We start from the raw sequence: 21,710 nt of genomic DNA on the forward strand, positions 1-21,710 counted from the left end.
CCTGTAGATCCAGAGGTATACAGCAGGTAGCAGGGGTCGTCTTTTTCAAGGTGTATTTCGTGGTCGTCGTCCGGCAGGGAGAGGAAGTCGGCCTGCTGCAGATCCATGGCCATGAGCGCACCGGAGAAGGCGTCGGGCAGGTTATGCATGTAGAAAGAATCCGTTATCAGCACCTGGAGGCCACTATCCATCAGGATATCGGCGATTCGTTGCAAGGGGTAGGCGGTGTCGATGGGAACGAGGACTGCTCCGGCCTGCAGGATGCCCAGCATGGCTGCGATCATGTCTACTCCGCGATCCATATAGATGCCAACCCGATGTCCTTTTTTGACCGAGAGCTGTTTTCGGAGGTATCCGGAGACGCCCTGCGATAAAAGATCCAGGTTCCGATAGGAGACTTCCTGTTGACCGTCATAGACAGCGATCGAGTCGGAATCCAGACTGCATTGTTTGCTGAAACCGGCGGTCAGCAGTTCGTGGGCCGGGTATACCGCAGAAGTCCGGTTGAACACATCCGTCAATAGCATCAACTCTTCCGACCGGAGATAGTCGTATTTTTTCACGGGCAGGTACGGGTCTTTCAGTATCTCTTCCAGCATGGTCTTAAAATTGCCGGAGAAATTCAAGATTACCGACTCGTCGAATTGCAAAGGGTCGAACACTATATTGCAGTCCCGGATGTCCGGCCATCCGATAAACCCGATCACGAAAGGATAGATTGCCCGGGAAGATGGTGATCCGCTGTCCGGGTGAATCAATAAGGCGGCATGCAAATTCGCGCCTGCATAGAAGGAAAGGCCATTTTCGGATAGGGCAAAAGAGGAGGAAGCCTGGCTGTTCATCTCCCGTTTCAGGTTGTTGAATATGGATTTAAAACTATCGTCGCCCGATATCCGTGAGGTCAATAAAGCTCTTGTTTTTTTCGAATGATCGGGGCTTGTCTCACTTAGGATATCCGTGATGGTATAAATATACTCCTGGCTCGAATATCGATAGAAGAGGACATTTATTGCCGCTGCATAAAACGTAAATATTAAATAGGGATCGTTATCGCATAGTGTTGTCACCCGGTGCCTGGTCGTTCTATCCAGGTCAAAAGGTATCTCTTTTCTATTCCGACCTGCATCGGTCGATCTTCTGATAAAATCCAGGTTGTCGTATTTCAGGCTTTTACGAACCTGTTCCATCCAGTATTCGTTCTGAACTACTTTTTCTTCGGATAAGCTTTTGGCGGACATCTATCTAGATTTAAATGCTTTAGAACAGTTCCGTTTTTTCATAAATATCCCGGGCTTCTTTGAGGATGTCTTTATCGAAGTCCAGCTTTTCGATAGGAATATTTAGCGCGCCGCCGGCAACCGCGGTGATGATATTTTCGAGTCGAACTTTCATCAATGCGATAGTAGTGGCGTGATACAGGCTGGTCTTATATTCCAATACGATGGTGACAACGTCTCCTTTATAAATGGAAAACGTCAAATCGAACCGGGTAGCGGGGGATTTTATATTCAATGTCTCCAGGTTGGCGATGCCCTTGTCCAGTTGACTGAAGTTGCCCATATCCTGATCGTTCATATTCACGTCAATGTCAAATAGCTGGTTCCTGGTAAGGTGGCGCGCGTGAGAAAGGTCGCGCACCAGGTTGTCATATGGGTATAGCTGGTGCCCGGAGGCTTCCAGTACGGTATTTCTGACTTTTAGCAGGACTTCCTGGAAAGTGTCCCGGCCTTTTATATTGTCTGCCAGTATCACCGTATTGACATAAAAGCCTACCTGGTTCGTCAATTCATCATTAAATCTTCCGGAATAGGGACAGCCCACCGAGATATTACCTTCACCGCCCTGTTTATAGATCAATATTTTGATCAAAGAGAGGATGGTCATGAACAATGTGGCATCGAATTGCCTGGACAACTCATGGATCTGTTCGACCTGGTGGCGAGGGATCTCCAATATGACGAGATCACCCTGAAAGTCGAGTACATCTCCTCTTTCAATATCGGACGGTATGACGACCCTTTCCGAGAGGTTGCCGAGCTTTCTGATCCAATAGTCGCGGTGGACTTTGATCCGGTCCGAATTCAGCAGATCGTTTATCCATTTTGAATAGTCTTTGTATTGGATCGACAGTGGTTTGAGGTCTGTTTTTTTTCCGCAGACCAGTGCGTGGTAGGACAGGAGAAGCTCTTTGAGAATTATTTCGACGGAGAAGCCATCGGCAACAAGATGGTGAAAATTGAAATTCATATAAAAGATACCGTCCGCCGACCGATAAAGGGTCGCGTTGAACAAGGGATCTTTTTCCAGGTCAAAGACTCTTTCCATTTCAACAGACATGGCCCGGATTATGGCAGCTTCCGTTAGGTTTTGGGAGTATCCATCTTCAAAGGTGATCCCATGCAGATCTTCATTATAGGGTCGGATAACCTGTTTGGGTTTGTAATCGTCGTTGATGAATGTCGTTCGTAAGCTTTCATGTCTGGAGACAACGGTTTCGAAACTTTTTTTGAAAGCAGGGACATCGAGTTCCGTGGACAATTTAAAGGCTGCGCCCAGATTATAGGCGTTCAACCCGCCATATAATCGATGCATGAACCATAGGCGCCGTTGGGATGGTGAGAGATCATAGCTGTCTTTTTGCGGTGCCTTGCCGATGATGGCGTTTTCCTTTTTTGTACCCACGAATCCTTGTTCTATGAGTTCTTCACAGCTCGTTTTTACTGCTTCTATAAAAATATTCAGGTCCTCATAAGTATGAGCGTCGGAAATAGCGCATGTAGCCCCCTGCCATAAATAAATACCCTTGTCCAGCAGCAAATAGTAGAGCACCTGCAAGATCTTTATATCCATCAGGGGTTTAAAGCAGAATATAGATCCGCAATTGACGATATTAATAGGGATATTGCCGGAGCTGAAATAATGATTCAGTGCATTTTTAAGGTATTCGGTCTTTTCGCCAAGGGATCGGTAGAGCTGTTCACCTTTGTTCTTTATGATCGTCAATGTCGCTTTGGCAGAGGCCATGGCCAGCGGGTGATGACAGAAGGTGCCTCCTGTACCTATTCTATTGTCGGAAGGTTTAGAGTCGTCGCCATATTGCCAGTATCCACCGTCCATGTAATCGAGATATTCCCGTTTCCCTCCGACTGCACCCAGTGGCATTCCTCCGCCCAGCACTTTTCCATAAGTGACGATATCAGGTTGTATGCCATAATATCCCATAGCGCCTTTGGGGGTGATCCGGAAGCCGGTAATGATCTCATCGAATATCATTGGCACTCCTGCATCGCTGGTAATCTCCCTGAGTTTTAACAGGAATTCCCTGGGTTGGAATTCGGGGCGTCTGCTTTGGACAGGCTCGACCAGGATGCAAGCTATTTTGTGAATATTGCTTCTGATCAGGTCTAATGAATGTTCTTCTCCATAATCCAGCACCATTACATCCTGCATCATCGAGTCCGGGATGCCAATGGAATTGGGAATCGCTTTTGTTTCGTCATAGGGGTCCTGGTCTGCCTGCGTGGCCTCATGAAAGCCGTGATACGAGTTGCTAAATTTTATTATAAGGTCCCTTTGTGTCTTGGCGCGGGAAATTTTTATGGCATGCATGACCGCCTCTGTTCCTGAGTTGGCGTAGGCAATACTTTCCAATCCGGTGATCTCGCAGATCAGATCGGCTATTTCACCTGCGAGTGGCGACATGGGTCCGACAAATACGCCTTTCGCAGCTTGTTCCTGTATCGCTTTTATCACTTCGGGATGGTTATAGCCCAATAAATGAACACCCCAGCCCATCAGGAAATCTATATACTCATTTCCGTCGATATCGGTCATCCTGCTGCCTTTTGAACTTGCCGCGAAAATGGGATAGGTCAACTCCTTGAAATAGGTGTCGAAATACATGGCCTTCCGGTAGCTGGCAAACCGATATCGGTGTTTCTGCGTGAGCAGTTTGGAGCCCTGTGTCTTCCGGGACAAGTTTTGGATCAAATTATCGAGGAATTGCTTCTGGGCGGCATTGAATAGCGCCCCTGAATCAGAATATGCATGAGAGGCGGGTCTTTTTAGCAGGGTGTCATTTTTTGCCGGAGGGGCGGCTTTTCTGACGGATGGGGTTTCCGCAAATGTCACCGGAGTTCCTTTGTCGAGAGACCGCATGATGTCGACCTGGCTTTCCAGGATCGCCAGCTGTCTGGAGAATAAGTCCTGGATACTATTTTGGGAAAAGGGGGGCATATGCTCCCGATCTGTTTTTCGGATCGTTGCGGTGTGTTCATTGCCTGGGGTGATAGCCACACTGGCTTTTTGTTCCAGTTGAACCGGTTCTTTCGATTCTTTCAGGATATAGTCGGCCAGCTTGTCAATAGAATTCAGGTTGCCGTACAAATCCTCGATGGGGAAGTCAATATTGAACTGTTTGGTGAATTTTCTTTTTATATTGACGATGTTGATGGAGTCGAATCCCATTTCAAAAAATGTACTATTGGCTTTAACTGAATCTATGGGGGTATGAAGGGCGTCAGAGACCATGCCTTTGAGGGTGTGGGTAATTTCTTTTATCGTATTCATTATATCGTTTTTATGATTTTCGCTATTGTCGGGAGAGGGGTCTGGTCCCAGGGCCGGCCAGCATCTCGTCTTTTCAAAAGGATAGCCCGGTAGTCTGACCCGGTAATGGCTGTTACCGTTCGGAGTCTCCCAATCCAGGTGTTCTGTTGATATATAGTGAGTTGCCATTTTCCGGGCGTCGGCAAGATCATTCACCGAAAGTGAAATGCGTGGTCGTGTTTTGGGCCCGGGGGGGCCAGAATGGTCCAATTTGCCATAGTAGGAATAGGCCGCGTCGGGGACTCTATTCTCTGCGAGACTATTTTTGATCATTTTGAGTTTGGTGATCAGGTCGGTGGTGTTTTCTGAGAAGATGGCCAGCCGATGGCTGAAATGTTCCCGGTATCCGGCGGCAGCTGCACAAAGTACAGGCAGGGATATGCCTGGGTTTTCTACGAGAAATGAAATATAACTGTCGACAAGCCCCCCGAGCGCTGCTTTTGTCTTTCCGGACAAGGGTAACAGGGAATAAGAACAAAAATGGCTATCCGATGGGTCTGCGCCCGATGAGATGTATTCTTCGATCACAGCATGACAGTTGGTTCCGCTAATGCCAAAGGAGCTGATGCCTGCCACTCTTTTCCCCACAGCCGGTGGATCCCAGTTTTTTGAATGGATATTCACATAAACGGGTGATTCAAAGAAATTGATCTTTCTATTAGGTTTTTCGAAATGGATCTGCGGTGGGATCTGTTTATGCGATAGGCATAGGACTGCTTTTACAAATCCTGCCAAACCTGCGGCGGTGTCCAGGTGACCGATATTGGCTTTTACCGATCCTATGGGACAAAATTGGCGTTTTTCCGTAAATTCTTTAAAGGCTCTTCTCAAAGCTTCCATCTCGATGGGGTCTCCCAGTTTTGTTCCTGTCCCGTGGGCTTCGATATAGCCGATGTCTTCCGGAGAGATACCGGCATTCTTCCAGGCTGCTGTCAGCACTTCTTGTTGTGCGACGATGCTAGGAGCGGTCATTCCAACAGACCTGGCGCCATCATTGTTTGCCGCGGTGCTCTTTATGACTGCGTAAATATTGTCCTGATCTCTGAGTGCCAGGTCGAGCGATTTAATAAGAACCACTATTCCACCCTCGCCCTTGCCTATGCCGTCAGCAGTCTCATCGAAGGCCTTTGAGCGGCCTGAGCTGGATTCTATACCGATTTTGTCCGATGATCTTTGATTTATGCCGAGGGTCAGGTTGATACCGCCGACAAACGCCGCGTCGATCCGACCGGAAAGGATATTTTCGCAGGCATGGTGAAGGGCAACAAGGGAAGAGGAGCACGCGGTGTCGATGATCATGCTGGGGCCATGCAGGTCGAAAAAATAGGACAATCTACCGGGTAGGGTAGCGGCGATATTTTGAATAATGGCATACTGAGGAAGGTCTTTTTTTGTGAAGTTCAATAGGCTATGATAAAGGTTTAGATTCCAGGAATATCCCAGAAAGACGCCCATGTTGGAGCCCGAGATCATTGATCTTGTATAGCCGGCGTCCTCCATGCAATGCCATGTGGTCTGCAGTAGTTTTCGATGGGCGGGATTCGTGATCACGGCATCTTCGTAGGTGAAGTTGAAAAAAGCATGATCAAAGCAGTCTATGTCGCCGACGTACGCAGCCTGTTCATACTCGTATTGCAATCCCGTATGTTTGGAAGATCGGGATAGGAATTGGGAGGCATCTTTTTTTCGGTTTTCCGGCAGATTGCGGACGCAGTCTTTGCCGTTTTGAATCACCTGCCAGAATTCCATGAGGTTACGGCTCTCCGGAAGATCGACGGCCATACCGATGACGGCTATTTCATTTTTTTGATGTTGCCGGATGTCGGTCTTGTCTATGTTCGAGGTGTCGATGTTAAAGAGACTTTTTTTCATCTTCGATGTTTGACATGGTGTACAGGCTTTCCAGACCCGTTTCCAATTTAATTCCATCCACTATTCTGGTGATCTCCCGGTCTTCCAACCCTTTGTTATGAAGGATCGTGGTGAGGGCGTATAGGCAGGAGTCGAGTTCACCCGACGTGCAAACGGTACGCCGATGCTCCACCCGCAACTGAATGTCCCATATACTGTTGTAGCTTTCGAAGCTGCTTGCCGGGTTGTCTTTGTCTGCTTTGGGGCCTGAAGATACCGCGTTGACCAGGCAACGTGTCACGGGTGAAATGAAGCTGTCCATTTCGTCCTTTATATAGGCTGCACATGATGCTCTGCTTTCCTTGTCTACAAGACTACGGCAGGTGACTTGGGGCCAGTGGTTGGTCATGAGGTTCTCGAGCATTTTATCGGGACCTACGTTTATAAACAGGTGCACTCCTTTTTCTATAAGTGCATCGATAAGTTGTTGCCAGAGGACCGGCCGATTAAGTTGTTGCGACAGCATGCCGGGGATCTCTTCCGCTACGGCCAATTGGGTTCCCGATATGCTGGAATAGATAATACTTTTAGGTGTTTTTGGGTGGAGCTGTTCGGTGTATTGGGAGAAGATGTTTTTTGCTACCGTCATAAGGTCGCTATGCAGGGGGCCGTTGATGTCGAGCGGCGTATATCGCCCCTGGGTTCTGGTTATTTCGGCGGCGGCGATCTCGACGTCGCTTTTTTCGCCGGAAATAACTGTCTGACCTGGGGCATTGAATGCGCTAATATTTACCCTGCGCCCGGTTTTGCGCAAAAGGTCGACATGCTGGCAGATCGATTTGTCAGATACTCCGTGTATGGCAATCATTTTCCCTTTTACAGAAGCAGCGCACCTGTTCATTTCTCTTTGTCTGTGCTCTAATAAAGGGAGCACTTCGGACATCGGCAATACGTCGCCACAGATCAATGCGCTATATTCTCCGAGGCTGTGACCGGCCATATAATGTATGGCCGGAACAAATTCCTGATCTTTAATATAACATTCGAAATAAGCCACGTTCGCCGTTACGATAAGGGCTTGGTCGATCTCAGTTGATTTTTGATCTACTTTCTTTAGCAGGTCTTTTCTTATCAGATCACCTGCTTCCTCGAAGATGGCTCGGGCCCGGGGTTTTTCGCGGACGAGGTCTCCAACTCTATTCAGGTTGATGCCCTGACCTGGAAATAATAAGGCTATTTTCTTCATGTATAATAATATCAGACGGGTGAATTTTTCATGGACCGGAAGACATTGGCGATATGTCCAGACAGTGGCTCGATGATGCTTTTCCCTGGATCGCCGAGAGCCATCAGCGTGCATTTATAGACCTCGTTGTCAAGAGGTCGCAATTGCATGACAAGATCGAATTTGGTTTGGACGGTCGTTTCAAGAGCCCCTTCCTCCCGATGCATGATCAGACAGGCATTCATCCGGTCGTCTTCTGTCCTGACGAATTCGACATGATTGATATCGATAAGCGACGTCTCCGCCGAACTTACTTTCAAACTTTGGTCATGGACTATCCTAAAGAGCGATTCTTCATTGGCGATATCTCCGAAATCGACCTTGTATATGCTTATCGAATTAGTTCGTCCTTCCAGGACGAACAGGGAAATGACGTTTTCGGGGGAGCAAAGGTTCAACGCGTACAGGAGACCCGAAATGAGAAGATTGTCGATGTCTATCGCGTATTTGACGGATATCCGGTGTAACGTCGGCAGGTCTTCTATAAATACTTCGTAGTGATTGCGGTACAGCGTACTTTTCGAACGGATATTCTTTTCGAATCTGATGGCATTTTCGGCGGTGATTCGGATCTGTTTGGTTTCTCCCGTGGGGTCGTTACCGATGAAATCAGCCAAACTGTCGATATTATAATGGGTGAAAAGGTCCGTTATTCGGACGCCCGGGTACCGGGATCTGATCTTTTCGTGCATATTGATCAACGAAATGGAATTGGCCCCCAGGTCAAAAAAGCTGATGTCGAAGCCGACACTTTCCAGTTTCAGGGTTTCTCCGACGATCGCCTTCAGGTACGATCTTACGGGGGAATTGGGGTCTTTGCATTCGGAGGTATTGCCGCTTCTTTCGAAACTGATGTCGGGCAGTAACTTATAGTCTGTTTTCCCGCTTGCCGCCAGAGGTATCGAATCGAGACGGTAAAAATACGCCGGGACTATTTGTTTCGGAAGATAGGATGCGGCATGTTTTTTAAGATCCGCCGGATCGATCGGATCGTGACTTGTATAATAAGCAACCAGAATATTACTTTCGGCCCATTGTCTCATGTCTGCCACGGCCTGATCGATACCAGTAAACTGTAACAGCACGCGCTCAATTTCTTCCAGTTCCACTCTTCTGCCGTTTAGCTGTACTTGTTTGTCTCTTCGGCCGGCAAATACGATCTCTCCCTCTGAAGTCCAATAGCCGTAGTCGCCGGTCCTGAATAACTTCCCCTTGCCATAAGGAGAGTCAATAAATTTTTGCATCTCCAGTTGCGGATCGTTGGTGTATCCCGACGCAAGGGAATTCCCGCTGATGCATATTTCGCCGGTAACACCTATTGGCTGCATTTTCAGCTCATTATCCAGGATATAAATTTTTGACCAGGCAAAGGGTTTGCCGATGGTTAGGGGACGGTTTGAGCAGCGTATCTTTACGCCACAAGTACTGGTGGCGATAACTGTAGTCTCCGTGAGTCCATAGTTATTGACAATCGTATATTCTTCTATTTTTTCATTTTCTTTTATTCGTTCACCTCCTGTATGCAGGATGACCTGTTTGAGATGGTCGTTTTCATTCCTGGTCAAAAGCAGATCGAGGATAGCCGGCGGTAGGAAGCAATGGGTGATCCGATGATGGCAGATGAAATTCGAGATCGCCGGGATGTCCAGTTTGCTTTCTGCCGGGAGAGGATAGAGACATGATCCAGCCACGAGATAGGGAAAAAGTTCCCATATGGATGCGTCGAAAGTGATCGAAGAATACAGCATAGAAGAATGCTGAGACCCTATATTGTAAACTTTATTATGGAAGGCGCAGAAATTCCACAATGAAAAATGTTCGATGGCGACGCCTTTGGGCTGTCCGGTGGTTCCCGAAGTATATATGATATAGGCAAGATCATTGGGCAGTATGTCGATATCCGGAACATCTGTTTCCGTATAGTTGTCTATATCTTCAAAACAGATGATATCTATTGGTACGGAGATATTCTTGTCGAAAGCTTTCGAATCGGTTATCATAACGTTGATATCGGCGTCCCTGAGGATGAGGTCTATTCTTTCAGCAGGGTCGTTTCGGTCGATGGGGACATAAACTGCATTGGCTTTAAGTATACCTATAATAGTCGTTACATAAGAAAAAGACGTGTTCATCATGACGCCTACCCTGGCCTGCTTTTTTAATTTCTTTTCTTCCCGTAAATAAGCGGCGCACCGGCAAGTCGACCGCTGAAGGTCGGAGAATGAATAGGAGGTGCCGTTGGAATACAGGGCGATGTTGCCAGGATACTTCTGAACAAGGGTTTTGAATTGCTGTACGACATTGCCGGCTTCGGGTTCTTCCAGTCCGGTGTCATTGAAGTCGAGTATTTTTTTCTTTTCTACATCCGGGAGAATGTCGATCTGGCCTATAGAATGGGTGTCGAAAAGATCTATTTTTTTTACAAGCTCGCGCAAATGCTCCAACATTCTCTCTATACGGCTTTGAAGGAAAAGATCAGTATTGTAATTGATCTCGGCTTCGAAGGAGCCATCCTGGGAGCGGGTAAATCCAAATGTCAGGTCGTACTTACTAGTGGTATTCCGGATGGGGTAGGGGCACACCTTTATTTCATTCAGTTGTACAAGCTCCGGTTCGGTGTATCGATCGAGCCAGGTTATGACTATGTTAAAAAGTGGGGATTGTGCCGTTTGAAGCTTCAATTCGTCAATGAGCACATCGGACGGATATGCCCGATGGTCATGGATACGGTTTATCAGATGTCTGACTTTGAACAGGTAGTCCAACACCTTATCTTTCCCTTCGATGGGGATGCATACCGGCAGCATATTAATGAAAAAGCCGATATGGTTCTCAAGGCCTGGGGTTTCCCGGTTTGAGAAGGGGGTGCCCGTTACAATTACCGGGGCATTCGTGTAGCGATACAACAGAATATTCGTCAATGCCGTAAAAACGGTATAGGGGGTAAGGTTGTACTTTCCCATCAGCTCTTCCAGCAGAAGACTGTGCTCAGGGGAAAAGCGTAATTTAAGCGTGTCTCCCTTGAAGGATCTCGTCTTGTTTCTTTTGTAATCCGTTGGAATGGCTAATTCCAACGGGCTCTTTTCGAGTATCGAGAGCCAGAATTCGCGATGGCTGTCAAACTCTTTTTCCTGGAGTAGCCTGTTTTGCCAACCGGCGTAGTCTTTATATTGAAATTCCAGTTGCGGCAGAAGCGGAGTTTCATTTTTCAGCAGGGAGGTGTACAGGGTCAATAGTTCATTGTAGAATATTTTACATGACCACGCATCCATTATGATGTGGTGGGCCACCAGCAAAACTATGTGCTTTCGGTCTTGGGTCCTGTAAACCCTCAATCGGAGCAGCGGTCCATTTTCGAGGTCGAAGAGTGACGATATTTCGTCGGCGAAGCGCTCGTCTACTTTTTTTGCGTCTTCATAATACATAAAATCATAAAGACTGGAGTTGAGGTCTCTGATGACCTGTACAACATTGTTGCCAACGGTTTTAAAGGTAGTCCGAAGAATCTCGTGTCGCTGTAGCAGTGCTTCGAATGCCTTACCCAGGTTGGAGATGGAAAGACCCCCTTCGATAAGCCAGGCACTGGGTACATTACAGGTATATTTTTCCGTTTCGATAAGATGGGAGAGTGCCCACATTCTTCTTTGAGCGTGCGAAACGGGATGGTAGGCCGATCTTTCAATCCGGCGGATACGTTGATCCTTATCCGGGCCGCTCTTTTTTAATGACCCTACAATCTCTTTTAGCAAGGGTGTTTCAAGGATTTGGCCAACCTGGCATTTGTACCCTTTGTTGGACAAGTAGGCGCTGAGAGCGATGGCTTTCAGGGAATCCCCACCCAAATCAAAAAAATTGTCATCCAAGGTGATATTGTTGTTCTCGAAAAGTTTTTTTAGCGCATCGGTCAGGACGATGGCTTCTTCCGAGTGCGGATCGATCTCGTCAAGCCAGGTTTTCTTTTTTATCAAATCCTGGAGTTTTGCGTTATCCGGTTTGCCCCGGCGGGTCACGGGAATTTTTTCGAGACATATCCATTTAGAGGGCGGGATGCGGGGACGGATGTCTTTTTCGAGGCGGGTGGATATTGCGGATCTATCGGGGTGTCTTGCGACGGATTCGAAAAAGCAATAGATCTTTTGGGCGTTGTCCGACAGATATATGGCGTCTTTTACTGCGGGATGACGGAGTGTTTTATTTTGTAATTCATCGAGACCGGCGGCGGTAATCAGGAATTGCTCTTCTCTGCGATTCAAAAAGGAGAGGGTGCCGTCTTCATTCCATTTGCCTATGTCGCCACTTTTGTAGATAGGTTGCGATGATAAGCGTCGATCGATGAAGGAGCTACTTTCCATGAGCCCATCCTCCAGGTAAGCGGGAGCGAGTCCCGGGCCGGAGATGCCGATTTCGCCAAAGACACCGACGGGCAACAGGTTGTTGCTGTTATCCAGGATGAATAACCTGGTATTAGGCATTGGCTTTCCTAAGGGTATTCCGTCCGGATAGTCTTTATCCGCGGTTAATGCGAAGGCCGCGGTAACCCCTGAGTTTTCCGTAATGCTATAGAGATTAAAAGCTTTAAGACGTTTCGAATAGAACGTGAGGTCTTTGGTAGGCGCCCTGGATCCGGTAGACAGCAATGCCCTGACGGGTGAAATATCTTCTCTGTTCAATGCCTTGATGGAAGAGGGGGTAAGAGTGAGGACCGTAACTTTATTTTCCCGGATGATCTTTACCAGGGGTACGTCATCATTCGATGCTTCTGATGGCATCATCAGCAAAGTCGCTCCGGAAAGCAGGGCTACCAGGTTTTCCCTGACGGCGTCCACTGATGAAGAGCCCAGGCATTGCAGATATACATCACTCTGATCTATTTCCAATTCGCGTATGACATCCAGTATAGAATTCAGAAGCCCTGCCTGTTTAATAAAAACACCCCGTGAGGGTCCTGTCCAGCCCGACGTGTAGAGAATACAGGCGATCTGATCAGGGTTGTACGATGGGAATTCAGAGAAGACGTCTTCTTCGGATGAGGGTGAAAGTATTTCGTCGATAAGGCTGTCGTCGATGATGATTGCGGGGTTCACCTGCTTTACAATGTCGAAGAGGTCTATCGACAGTTCTCCGGGCATCGGAAGGTAGATGCCTGTGACCATCCAGGTTCCAAGGAGGGTTATGATCGACTCTATGGATGGTGACAGTCGATGGGCGACGACGTCACCTTGTTTTATTCCCGTTTTCAGGTGTAGCCAGGTGGCTAGTTTAGCGGAGCGTTGGTAAAGTTCTTTATAAGTTATGGTTCGACTTCCGCAGATGATCGCTGTTCGATCACCGCAAATGCGTACCCGTTGCTGAAAAAGCCGGATAGCAGAAATATCGGGTACTTTAAAATTTGTTCCATTGAATACCGTGAGCTGGATCGATATTTCCTGATCCGAAAGGTACCCGATGTCTCGATATTTTTTGTCCAGATGATCGAATTCGTGAAAAATAGTGATAAAATATCCTGCGAGTGTTTTAATTTGTTTTTCGCTGTAACGGGAGCTCTGGTACAGCATCTCTATCGAGATATTGTCGGCATCGTTGTGGACAATGTAGCTTAGCGAACTGTTGCCGATGGAAGTTTGAGGATGGTGTAAACCGGGGAATGATATGCAGGAGTTTTCGGGCTGTAAACTTTCGGCGGCATCGGCATCGCCAGTTCTGCTCGTAATTCTGGTGACGCGTTGATAAACGGATTGCAGGATCTTAGCCGTTCGGAGGATGATCTCCTTGATGGTATCCTCCGGGTTAAAGGTTATTTTAATGGGAATCAGAGAATTCTCGATCTTCGCAGGTCGTTTTTGCTCGAGAAGCAATGGTATGCCGAGGATGCTATGATTGGCATTGGTGGTTTTTGCGGTTAGAACAGCCAATACGGATAGCATTTGAATAAATATTTCCAGGTCTCTGGCGTCAGCATATCTCCTGACAATATTTAAGCTGCTATTATCCAGGCTGAATTGATAACTGCAGATCGCGGAGTCATGAAGTTCGACCGTTTCCAAAGTTGTCATTTCGATGTTGATTTACTCGCTGGCCCATTAAAAAAAGTTGAAGCTAAATTCCATTTCCGCTGTTCCTGATACGGACCTTGCCAACTCCCGGATGGTGGTATCGCTACTCTTTCCAATGGAGTCCAATATTTTCAAGAATTTATCGGCGAACTCATCGATGAACTGCTTGTCGAACAATTCGTCACTATAATCCACATTCAAGGTCAATGAATCCTTGACGTCGAAGCAATGGAAACTGATCCCTTTTATGACCTTTGCGATCTTGTAATCCGATTTTACGATCAGTAGTCCGTCTACCCGAACCTCTTCTTCGCTCAATAATCCGTCGTTGTGAAAGGTAAAACTGATATTGGTCAGCCCGTTGAACTCCTGGTGGAGCAATTTTATATCCTTTTTGATGAGATGGATCGGATATTCCTTATGAGCCAGGGAACAAATGAACTCCGTCCTGACCAGTTTGATAAAGTCCTTTAATGTCATCGTTTCGTCTATCTGAACCAGTATGGGAATATTTGAAAGAAAGGGGCCTATTTGACCGGCAAGGCCGCCCTGCGGTCTGTCCATGACGCCTGTTTCTACGACGATCCGATCTTTACCCGTAAAACAATAGAGGGTAATTTTCAGCATCGCAAGCAGGGCGATGAACGGAGTGGAATTCAAGTCGAAACAAAGACGGTATATCTCTTTTTTTCTGGCGGGACAGATCTCGAATGTTTGGGTTGTGCCTGAAAAGGAGATCTGCTTGCCGGAAGAGGAGGAAGGGTTCAGGAAAAACCCTTTTCCATCTTTGAATTTTTCGAGCCAAAAATATTTTTTGGCTTTGATGTCAGTTTCTGATAATTGCCTGATCTGCCATCCGACAAAATCTTTGTACTGCAATGGGTATGTGGTGGCTCCGGCGCGGCTTTCAATACCGGATCGATAATTTTGTATTACCTGTTCAAAGAATACTTTAAGGGACCAGCCATCCGAGATAATGTGATGGATAACGAATATAAGGTGATGCTTATGTTCTGTTTCCCTGATGAGGAATATTTTGAACAAAGGCGGGGATTCCAGATCGAAAACCACATTCTTTGCTTCTGTCATGATACCTTCGAGTCCGGCTTCCGTATGCCCGGTGAGCTCCCGGTAATCCCAGATCCACGGCAGATTCCCGGCAATCAGCTGTTTCGGCTCCCAATCCACTATTCTGAACCCCGTTCGAAGGATCTCATGCTGTTTCACGACATTGTCGATAGATGACTGCAACCGTTGCAGATCCAATTCTCCGTGAACCGACCAGCTAGAACCTACATTGTAGTATTGTATATCCGGATGTAATTTCTGATCGACCCAAATGTTTCTTTGCATAAAGGAGAGCTCATAGTATTCCCGCCGGGGCTGGAGTTCTGGCTGGGCGATCTGCGTTTTTGCCGGTGATCTACGGAAGAACTCCATTAATTCCACTTTGTGCCGGCGTATTTCCGTAAGAAGGGTTTCGGATAATCTATCCCGGCCATTTCCCAGCACGATATTGTCGTCTTCAACGTAAAGCGAGACGTTTTTCATTTTAAGGTCCCGGAGAATTTCAAGGATATTCATATCAGAATGTCATTGGTTCGATCTGCCCTATCGTTCACGCCCTGTTTCGCCAGCCATCTCGAAGAATCGATGTATCCGCCCATTTCCCGGATCGTGGGATACAGGTAAATATCCTTCAGCGGGATGGTCACACCCATTTGGTCGAAAATAACCGAGGAGACCTTCATGGCGGTGAGGCTATGGCCGCCTATTTCGAAAAAGTTGGAGTCGGCTGTTATTTTTTCACTACCCAGGTGCTGATGCCAGATGTTCATGAGCTCTATTTCGGTTTGTGTGGCAGGAGCTTGTGCTATCAGGTCTATTTCTTCATTGGATAGCTGCCGGAGCATCCGGACATCGATCTTTCCATTGCTATTGAGGGGAAACGACTCTATTTTCCGGAGTGAGGAGGGCACCATATACCTGGGTAGCGATTCGATGAGGTGTTTGTTGAGATCGACATTTTGATAGGATGGTTGTCCTGTCCAGTAGGCCGTCAAAGCAAGTGTATTGGCTGTCGTCATCGATGCCAGAACTTTGGTTTCATAGATTTCGGGGCATTTTAAAATGGTCGTTTCGATCTCCCCTAATTCGATTCGCTGTCCTCTTATTTTAACCTGGTCATCATTTCTCCCCAGGAATTCGATCTCGCCTGTCTGATTCCATCTGCCTATATCTCCGCTCTTATACAGGATATCTCCTTCAACAAAGGGGTTTTCGATGAATTTTTCCTTGTTCAGTTCTGGGTTGCCTACATAACCCTGGGCGACTCCGAGCCCGCCGATGAAGATCTCGCCTTGGACTCCACGGGGGGCCGGTTTAAGATCTTTATCGAGGATAAAGACGGATGTTCCTGATATAGGCAATCCAATGGGCAGATTAATGGCGTCGTTGGGAATTGTCGTTACCGGATAGTAGGTGGTGAAAACGGTCGCTTCGGTTGGTCCGTAAAGCTGGCCGATGGAATCCTCGTTCTTCCTGTATTTGAGCGCTGTTCTAACCATGTTGATAGAGGGGGGCTCGCCGCCGAAATAGAGTCTTTCGAAGCAGGCGATCGTCAGGGGGGCATTCTCTACAAGATTGTTGAATCGGGATGCCGTCATAACTGCCGTATCGATATTCTGGCTCTCGATAAAGAATGCCAGATCGGGAACGGTGAGCTGATTGCTCATATCGATGGTAGTCAATCTGGCTCCGTTTAATAGTGCTCCGAAGATCTCGAAAACGGATACGTCAAAGAAGATCGGTGAAAATTGCAGGATATTGTTTCCCGGGCCCAGGTTGTTATAATTGGAATGTTTTAACAAGTTCACGACGCTCCGATGCCGGATCTTTGCTCCTTTTGGCAGGCCGGTAGACCCCGATGTATATAGAATGTATGCCGGATCTTCAGGCGATGAGTTGTCAATTATAGGCAATTCGGGCGCGGGATCAGGGAGGTCTGTACATGGGATGAACGTGGCGGAAAGGTGCCCGAATGTTTCCGGATCTTGATGATCCGTAAGGACATGGCTGACTCCTGAATCTCTGATCATGTGATCGATCCTATCTACGGGATCGTCGGCATTGAGCGGTAGATAGACAGCTCCCAGTTTCAAAAGACCGAGCATCCCGACGATCGCGAGGTGTGCCTCCTTAAAGAGGAGGGCCACTGTCTCTCCTTTACGAATGTTATACTGATGTGCCAATATATGGCTCCATTTATTGGCGATAAGCAATAAGTCACCATAACTGATGGTATTGTTCCCATAAACAATAGCCGGCTCCCGGGCATATATGGCGGCCTGTGCGCTGAAGACTTCGATGATCGACTGATTGACGGGTCTTGTTTCGGCATGCACATGTTTGCGTTGATTGTTCACCAGGGCTGTTGCCGAAGGGAATTCCAGGTCGGTGAGGCCGATAGAAGGGTTAGCCGAGATCTGTTGCAACAAATGGATATATTCGTCGAGAAGCTGGCGACCGATCCAGGTATCGAAGAGGTCGGTATTGTAGTACAATTCAATGTTTAGCTTTTTGTCGTCTTTCCTTGCATTGAAGACAAGATCAAATGGACTTTTCTTTACAACGGTCGGATAGGGGTCGAACCGGAGGTCGCCAGACCTGCTCAATGAATCAGCCGTCTGGTCGTTCATGTCCAGCAATCCAAGGAATAGTTCGAAAATGGGCGCCCGGCTCAGGTCGTTTCTCAGGCCGAGGTCTTCCACCAGGTTATCGAACGGGTAGTCGGAGTATTTAAGGGTTTCTATGGTATTCCTTTTTACATCGGCCAGAAATTCCTTATAATGGAGCCGATGGTTTATTCCTTGTCTGAATACGACCGTATTGGCATAAAAGCCCAGCTGGTCTTTTAGCTCGAAATGATCTCTACCGGATACGGGTGCTCCTATCAGGATATCGTCTTCACCGGAGTATTTACTTGCAAGGAGTTGCAAGGCCGAGAGCAGGACTATGAATAAGGTGACATTTTCCTCTTTCGTCAGCCGCGTGAGGTTATCATATAACTCTTCCGGGAGATCGATATCGATGGTATGTGCATTGAATGTTTTGGTTGCCGGTCTTATACCCTTTTTATAGGGGAATTCGTTTTTAGGCAGGGTTCCAGCCAGTCTTTCCAGCCAGAATTGCCGGCTGTGGGTATGCTTTTCTGCCAGTCGTTCTTTATACCAAACAGTGTAATCTTTATATTGAATTCGTAAAGGGTCAAGTGTAATGGGGGTCCCCTTTACAAAACTGTCGTAGAGGAGTGAAAATTCTCTGATAAATACTTTGTTCGACCATTCGTCGGTTATGATATGATGCAGGACGGCGCTAAGCATAAATTGCCGGTCTGAAAGCCTGAGAACGTGAATCTTGAGGAGTGGTCCTTTTGCCAGATCGAATGGTTGCTCCGCGATATTGTCAAGGTACTGTTCGATGGTCCCAAATGTTTCATTTGCCGACTCCCACCTTGAGAAATATAGTAGCTGTTCCGGGTCGATCTTATCAGCTATCCTTTGATAGATCGTATCATTAAAGTATTCGAAACGGGTTCTTAATATTTCATGTCGTTCTACCAATCGCATAATTGCGTATTGCAGGGCATCTGATCTGAAATCCCCGGTTATCTTCATCGACCAGGTAATCGTGTATACGCCTTTGCCTTCTTTGATCTGGTCCAGGACCCAAAATCTTTTCTGCCCGTTGGAAATTTCATAAAATTTTTGATTGGGAACCTGCGGGATAGCCTCGTTTACGGGCGAAGGCTCCTTTTCCGTGATCAATTTGGCGAGGAACCGGATGGTGTCATTTTCAAAAAAATCTCCGAGGTCCAATTCCAGCTTGAATTCCTTTTCGATATCCGCAATAAGCTGGGTTGCCAAAAGCGAATGTCCGCCTATTTCAAAGAAACTATCGTCGACTCCTATGGCTTCTTCTTCCGTACCCAATGTCTTAGCCCACATTGATATGAGCGTGTTTTCCAGGACATCCGGGTTTTTGCCGGTATTGTCCTTTCGGGGAGTGGCGGCTTTCGGTAATGCGTTGACATCGATCTTACCATTGGGTGTCAATGGCAGGGAATCCAGCTCGATAATTTTATCGGGGACCATAACGGGAAGCAGATGCCTGGACAGGTATGTCCTGATATCTCCTGCAGCAAGTGTTTTGTCCTCCTTAACGATATAGGCATCGATGCTTTGGAGACCGACTTTTACAAACGAAGCACGGATACCCGGATAGGTGTTGAGCACATTTTCGACCTCTCCCGGCTCGACACGAAAGCCGTTGATCTTGACCTGTCGATCTTTTCTTCCGAGAAATTCGACATTCCCATCCGGCAACCATTTGGCGAGATCGCCGGTATTGTAGATATTTTGACTTGGGTCGAACGGGTTTTTTATGAATTTTTGATCTGTGAGCACCGAGTCGTTCAAATAGCCCGATGATAACCCATCTCCTCCGACGAAAAGCGTTCCGATAGAACCTATAGGTACCAGGCATTGATAGTCGTCCAGTATGTAAACGGTCGAGTTGCTAATTGGTTTACCGATAGGGATGGCGCCGGAATGTTCCTGTTGTATCTTATACGCTGTCGAGAATGTCGTATTCTCTGTGGGACCATACCCATTAATGATCGTCAGCCGGGGACATGTCCGCTGCACTGCATTTGTTTTGTCAATGGCCATGACATCTCCCCCCACTACCAGATAGCGCAGGTTATTGAACATGGATGGATCGATGGCCGCCATCTCGCTGAAAAGCGGGGCGGTTAGCCAAAGTATCGTTATCTCCATGAGCTGTAATTCTTTTCGAAGGGATGATGCATTCAGGATCTGTTCTTTTTTCGACAGGTACAGGCCGGCTCCATTGAGTAAAGCTCCCCAGATCTCCAGTGTCGAGGCATCGAAAGTCATGGCGGCAGTCTGTAAAATGCGATCGTCCGCTTGTATGGAAAGATAATTGGTGTTTAGTACCAGCCGAGACACGGCGCGGTGTTTGATCTTTACTCCTTTGGGTTTTCCGGTGGATCCTGAAGTATACATGACGTAGCAGAGGTCGTTGCCTGATGTCAGTCTTTTCTTTTCCCGAGGTGTTTCGGGTTTGAGCCGGATGTCGTTTTTTATAGGAATGGTTCTTGGTGACAGTTTGTCCGGTAGTGTTATTCCTGTTTCCTGTAAAACAATGCCGGAGCCGCTGTCATCGATCATTAAGGAGAGCCGCTCCGGTGGGAAATTCGGGTCTACCGGCATGTAGGCTCTGCCTGTCTTCAAGACCGCCAATATGCCAACGATCATACTGAAGGGATTTGCGGCAATCACGGGAATGATGTCGCCTGCTTCTTTCTCATGACCTTGTAGCAGGGCGGCATGGGCTTCGGCTATGCTGTTCAGCGCTTCATAGGTAACGGGGGAGGCATTTTGCCAGACTGCAGGCCGGCTGGGGTTGCGTAGTACCTGTTTTTCGAAGAGATCGATGATGCTCATATCCGATGGATAGGCGGATATGGTATTGTTAAAGTCATACAGCTGCCGGCTTATTTCCTGTGCATCCAGGAAGGAGACGTTCCTGATCTTTTGTTGTGGTACTTTTAGCGCTTCCGTAAGCAGTCCGGAGTAGTTTTTGATGAACGTTTTTACCGTTTCCGGGAATAGCAGATCGGTGAAATATTCCACCTCGCCGAATAAGGTGTGTTTGTTTTCATGAATGTAGAAAGTAAAGTCCCGCCGGGAGGTATTTCTTTCGAAATGTATGTATTCGATCTTTACCTGGTCCAATGTCAGATCACCAAAATCCACATTAATATACGAGAATGCGAAATTGAATAACGAGGCGTTGGCTACATCCTGTTTGAAACCCAGGTTTTCCTGCAATGTGGCGATGTCGATCTGTTGATGATCCAGTATTTCCGACATCTTATGGTTAATGCGGGACATCAGTGACAGGAATGTTTCGTTCTCATCTATATCGATCCTGACGGGGAGCATATTGACAAAAGCTCCTATGAGCTGTTCCAGCTCCTGCCGGTCTTCTCTACCGGCAAGCGGTACAGTCAATACGAGGTCTTTTTGATGGCTGTATTTGGATAGTAGTATGGCATATATGGCGTAAAAAAGGGAGAATCGAGTGAAGGAATATTGATCACAGAAATGTCTGGCTTCATCTAGTAGTTGTTGGCTGAAATTAAATCGCAGTGAATTACCTCGGTAGGTGTTCTTTTTTTCTCTTGGTTTGTCGAATGGGAAGTCAACATATAGGTTTGCGTCTTCGAGTTTTTCTTTCCAGTATTTCAGCTCCTCCTCCTGGTGTTCTTTTTGGTAGCGTTCTTTCCACATAGAATAGTCCGGGTATTGGATAGCCAGGCTATCCAATGCAGCTACTTGATAGTCCGGGTAGGCCTTATAGAAGCGGGAGAGCTCCTTTACGAATATGCCTACGGACCATCCGTCGAAAATGATGTGATGGATCGTTACGACCAGGATATACCGGTGAGCGTCTATCTTCAGGAGGTCGAATCTTGCAAGTGGTCCATTTACGAGATCGAAGGGTTGTTGTACCCTTGCGTGGACAAATTCTTCCACTTTTTCTTCTTTCCATGGTTTTTCTTCGAATTGAAAATTCGGCTGAGCATGGATCACCTGCAGATAGCTGTCGTTTTCTTTTTTAAAAGTCGTCCTCAACGCTTCATGTCTTTTGAATATCGCCGTGATGCTATCTTTTAAAATAGAGGAGTTCAAGCGGCCGGTGAAGCTCAGGGAAAAAACCGAATTATAGGGCGATCCCGGGATGTCCGGGTTGGCGGATTCGAACAGCCATAGGCTTTTTTGAGCCAATGACATGGGGAAAACGTACTTCTCGTTTGACATTTTCTT

General features: G+C 47.1%; 6 protein-coding genes. All 6 read right to left on the reverse strand.

Translation table 11 applies throughout. The features are described from left to right. The coding region (locus tag IEY39_RS00005; RefSeq protein ID WP_188927345.1) for an AMP-binding protein at nucleotides 1-1,238 on the reverse strand (1,238 nt) is incomplete at its 3' end. A gap of 19 nt (nucleotides 1,239-1,257) precedes the next feature. After that, on the reverse strand, nucleotides 1,258-6,480 hold the full coding sequence (locus IEY39_RS00010) for an aminotransferase class III-fold pyridoxal phosphate-dependent enzyme (protein ID WP_188927346.1): 5,223 nt from the start codon (nucleotides 6,478-6,480) through the stop codon (nucleotides 1,258-1,260). Beyond that, the gene (locus tag IEY39_RS00015) at nucleotides 6,461-7,705 is read right to left on the reverse strand and encodes an ACP S-malonyltransferase (protein WP_188927347.1); all 1,245 of its coding nucleotides are present in this window, start codon (nucleotides 7,703-7,705) and stop codon (nucleotides 6,461-6,463) included. The genes IEY39_RS00010 and IEY39_RS00015 overlap by 20 nt, the downstream gene beginning before the upstream one ends. An 11-nt stretch (nucleotides 7,706-7,716) precedes the next feature. Beyond that, nucleotides 7,717-13,797, reverse strand: coding sequence for a non-ribosomal peptide synthetase (locus IEY39_RS00020; protein WP_188927348.1), 6,081 nt, complete (start codon nucleotides 13,795-13,797; stop codon nucleotides 7,717-7,719). 27 nt (nucleotides 13,798-13,824) lie between these two features. Next, nucleotides 13,825-15,348: a condensation domain-containing protein gene (locus tag IEY39_RS00025; RefSeq protein WP_188927349.1), complete on the reverse strand. Its 1,524-nt coding sequence runs from the start codon at nucleotides 15,346-15,348 to the stop codon at nucleotides 13,825-13,827. Nucleotides 15,349-15,377: 29 nt separating this feature from the next. Beyond that, on the reverse strand, nucleotides 15,378-21,704 hold the full coding sequence (locus IEY39_RS00030; RefSeq protein WP_188927350.1) for a non-ribosomal peptide synthetase: 6,327 nt from the start codon (nucleotides 21,702-21,704) through the stop codon (nucleotides 15,378-15,380). Between the last annotated feature and the right edge of the window lie 6 nt (nucleotides 21,705-21,710).

Origin of the sequence: Puia dinghuensis, from assembly GCF_014642875.1 — a bacterium.
GTDB classification, from domain to species: domain Bacteria; phylum Bacteroidota; class Bacteroidia; order Chitinophagales; family Chitinophagaceae; genus Puia; species Puia dinghuensis.

What these genes read in the sequence shown, in the direction of transcription:
- IEY39_RS00010 (WP_188927346.1), bottom strand. Translation starts at nt 6,480, where the DNA reads ATGAAAAAAAGTCTCTTTAACATCGACACCTCGAACATAGACAAGACC.
- IEY39_RS00015 (WP_188927347.1), bottom strand. Translation starts at nt 7,705, where the DNA reads ATGAAGAAAATAGCCTTATTATTTCCAGGTCAGGGCATCAACCTGAAT.
- IEY39_RS00020 (WP_188927348.1), bottom strand. Translation starts at nt 13,797, where the DNA reads ATGACAACTTTGGAAACGGTCGAACTTCATGACTCCGCGATCTGCAGT.
- IEY39_RS00025 (WP_188927349.1), bottom strand. Translation starts at nt 15,348, where the DNA reads ATGAAAAACGTCTCGCTTTACGTTGAAGACGACAATATCGTGCTGGGA.
- IEY39_RS00030 (WP_188927350.1), bottom strand. Translation starts at nt 21,704, where the DNA reads ATGTCAAACGAGAAGTACGTTTTCCCCATGTCATTGGCTCAAAAAAGC.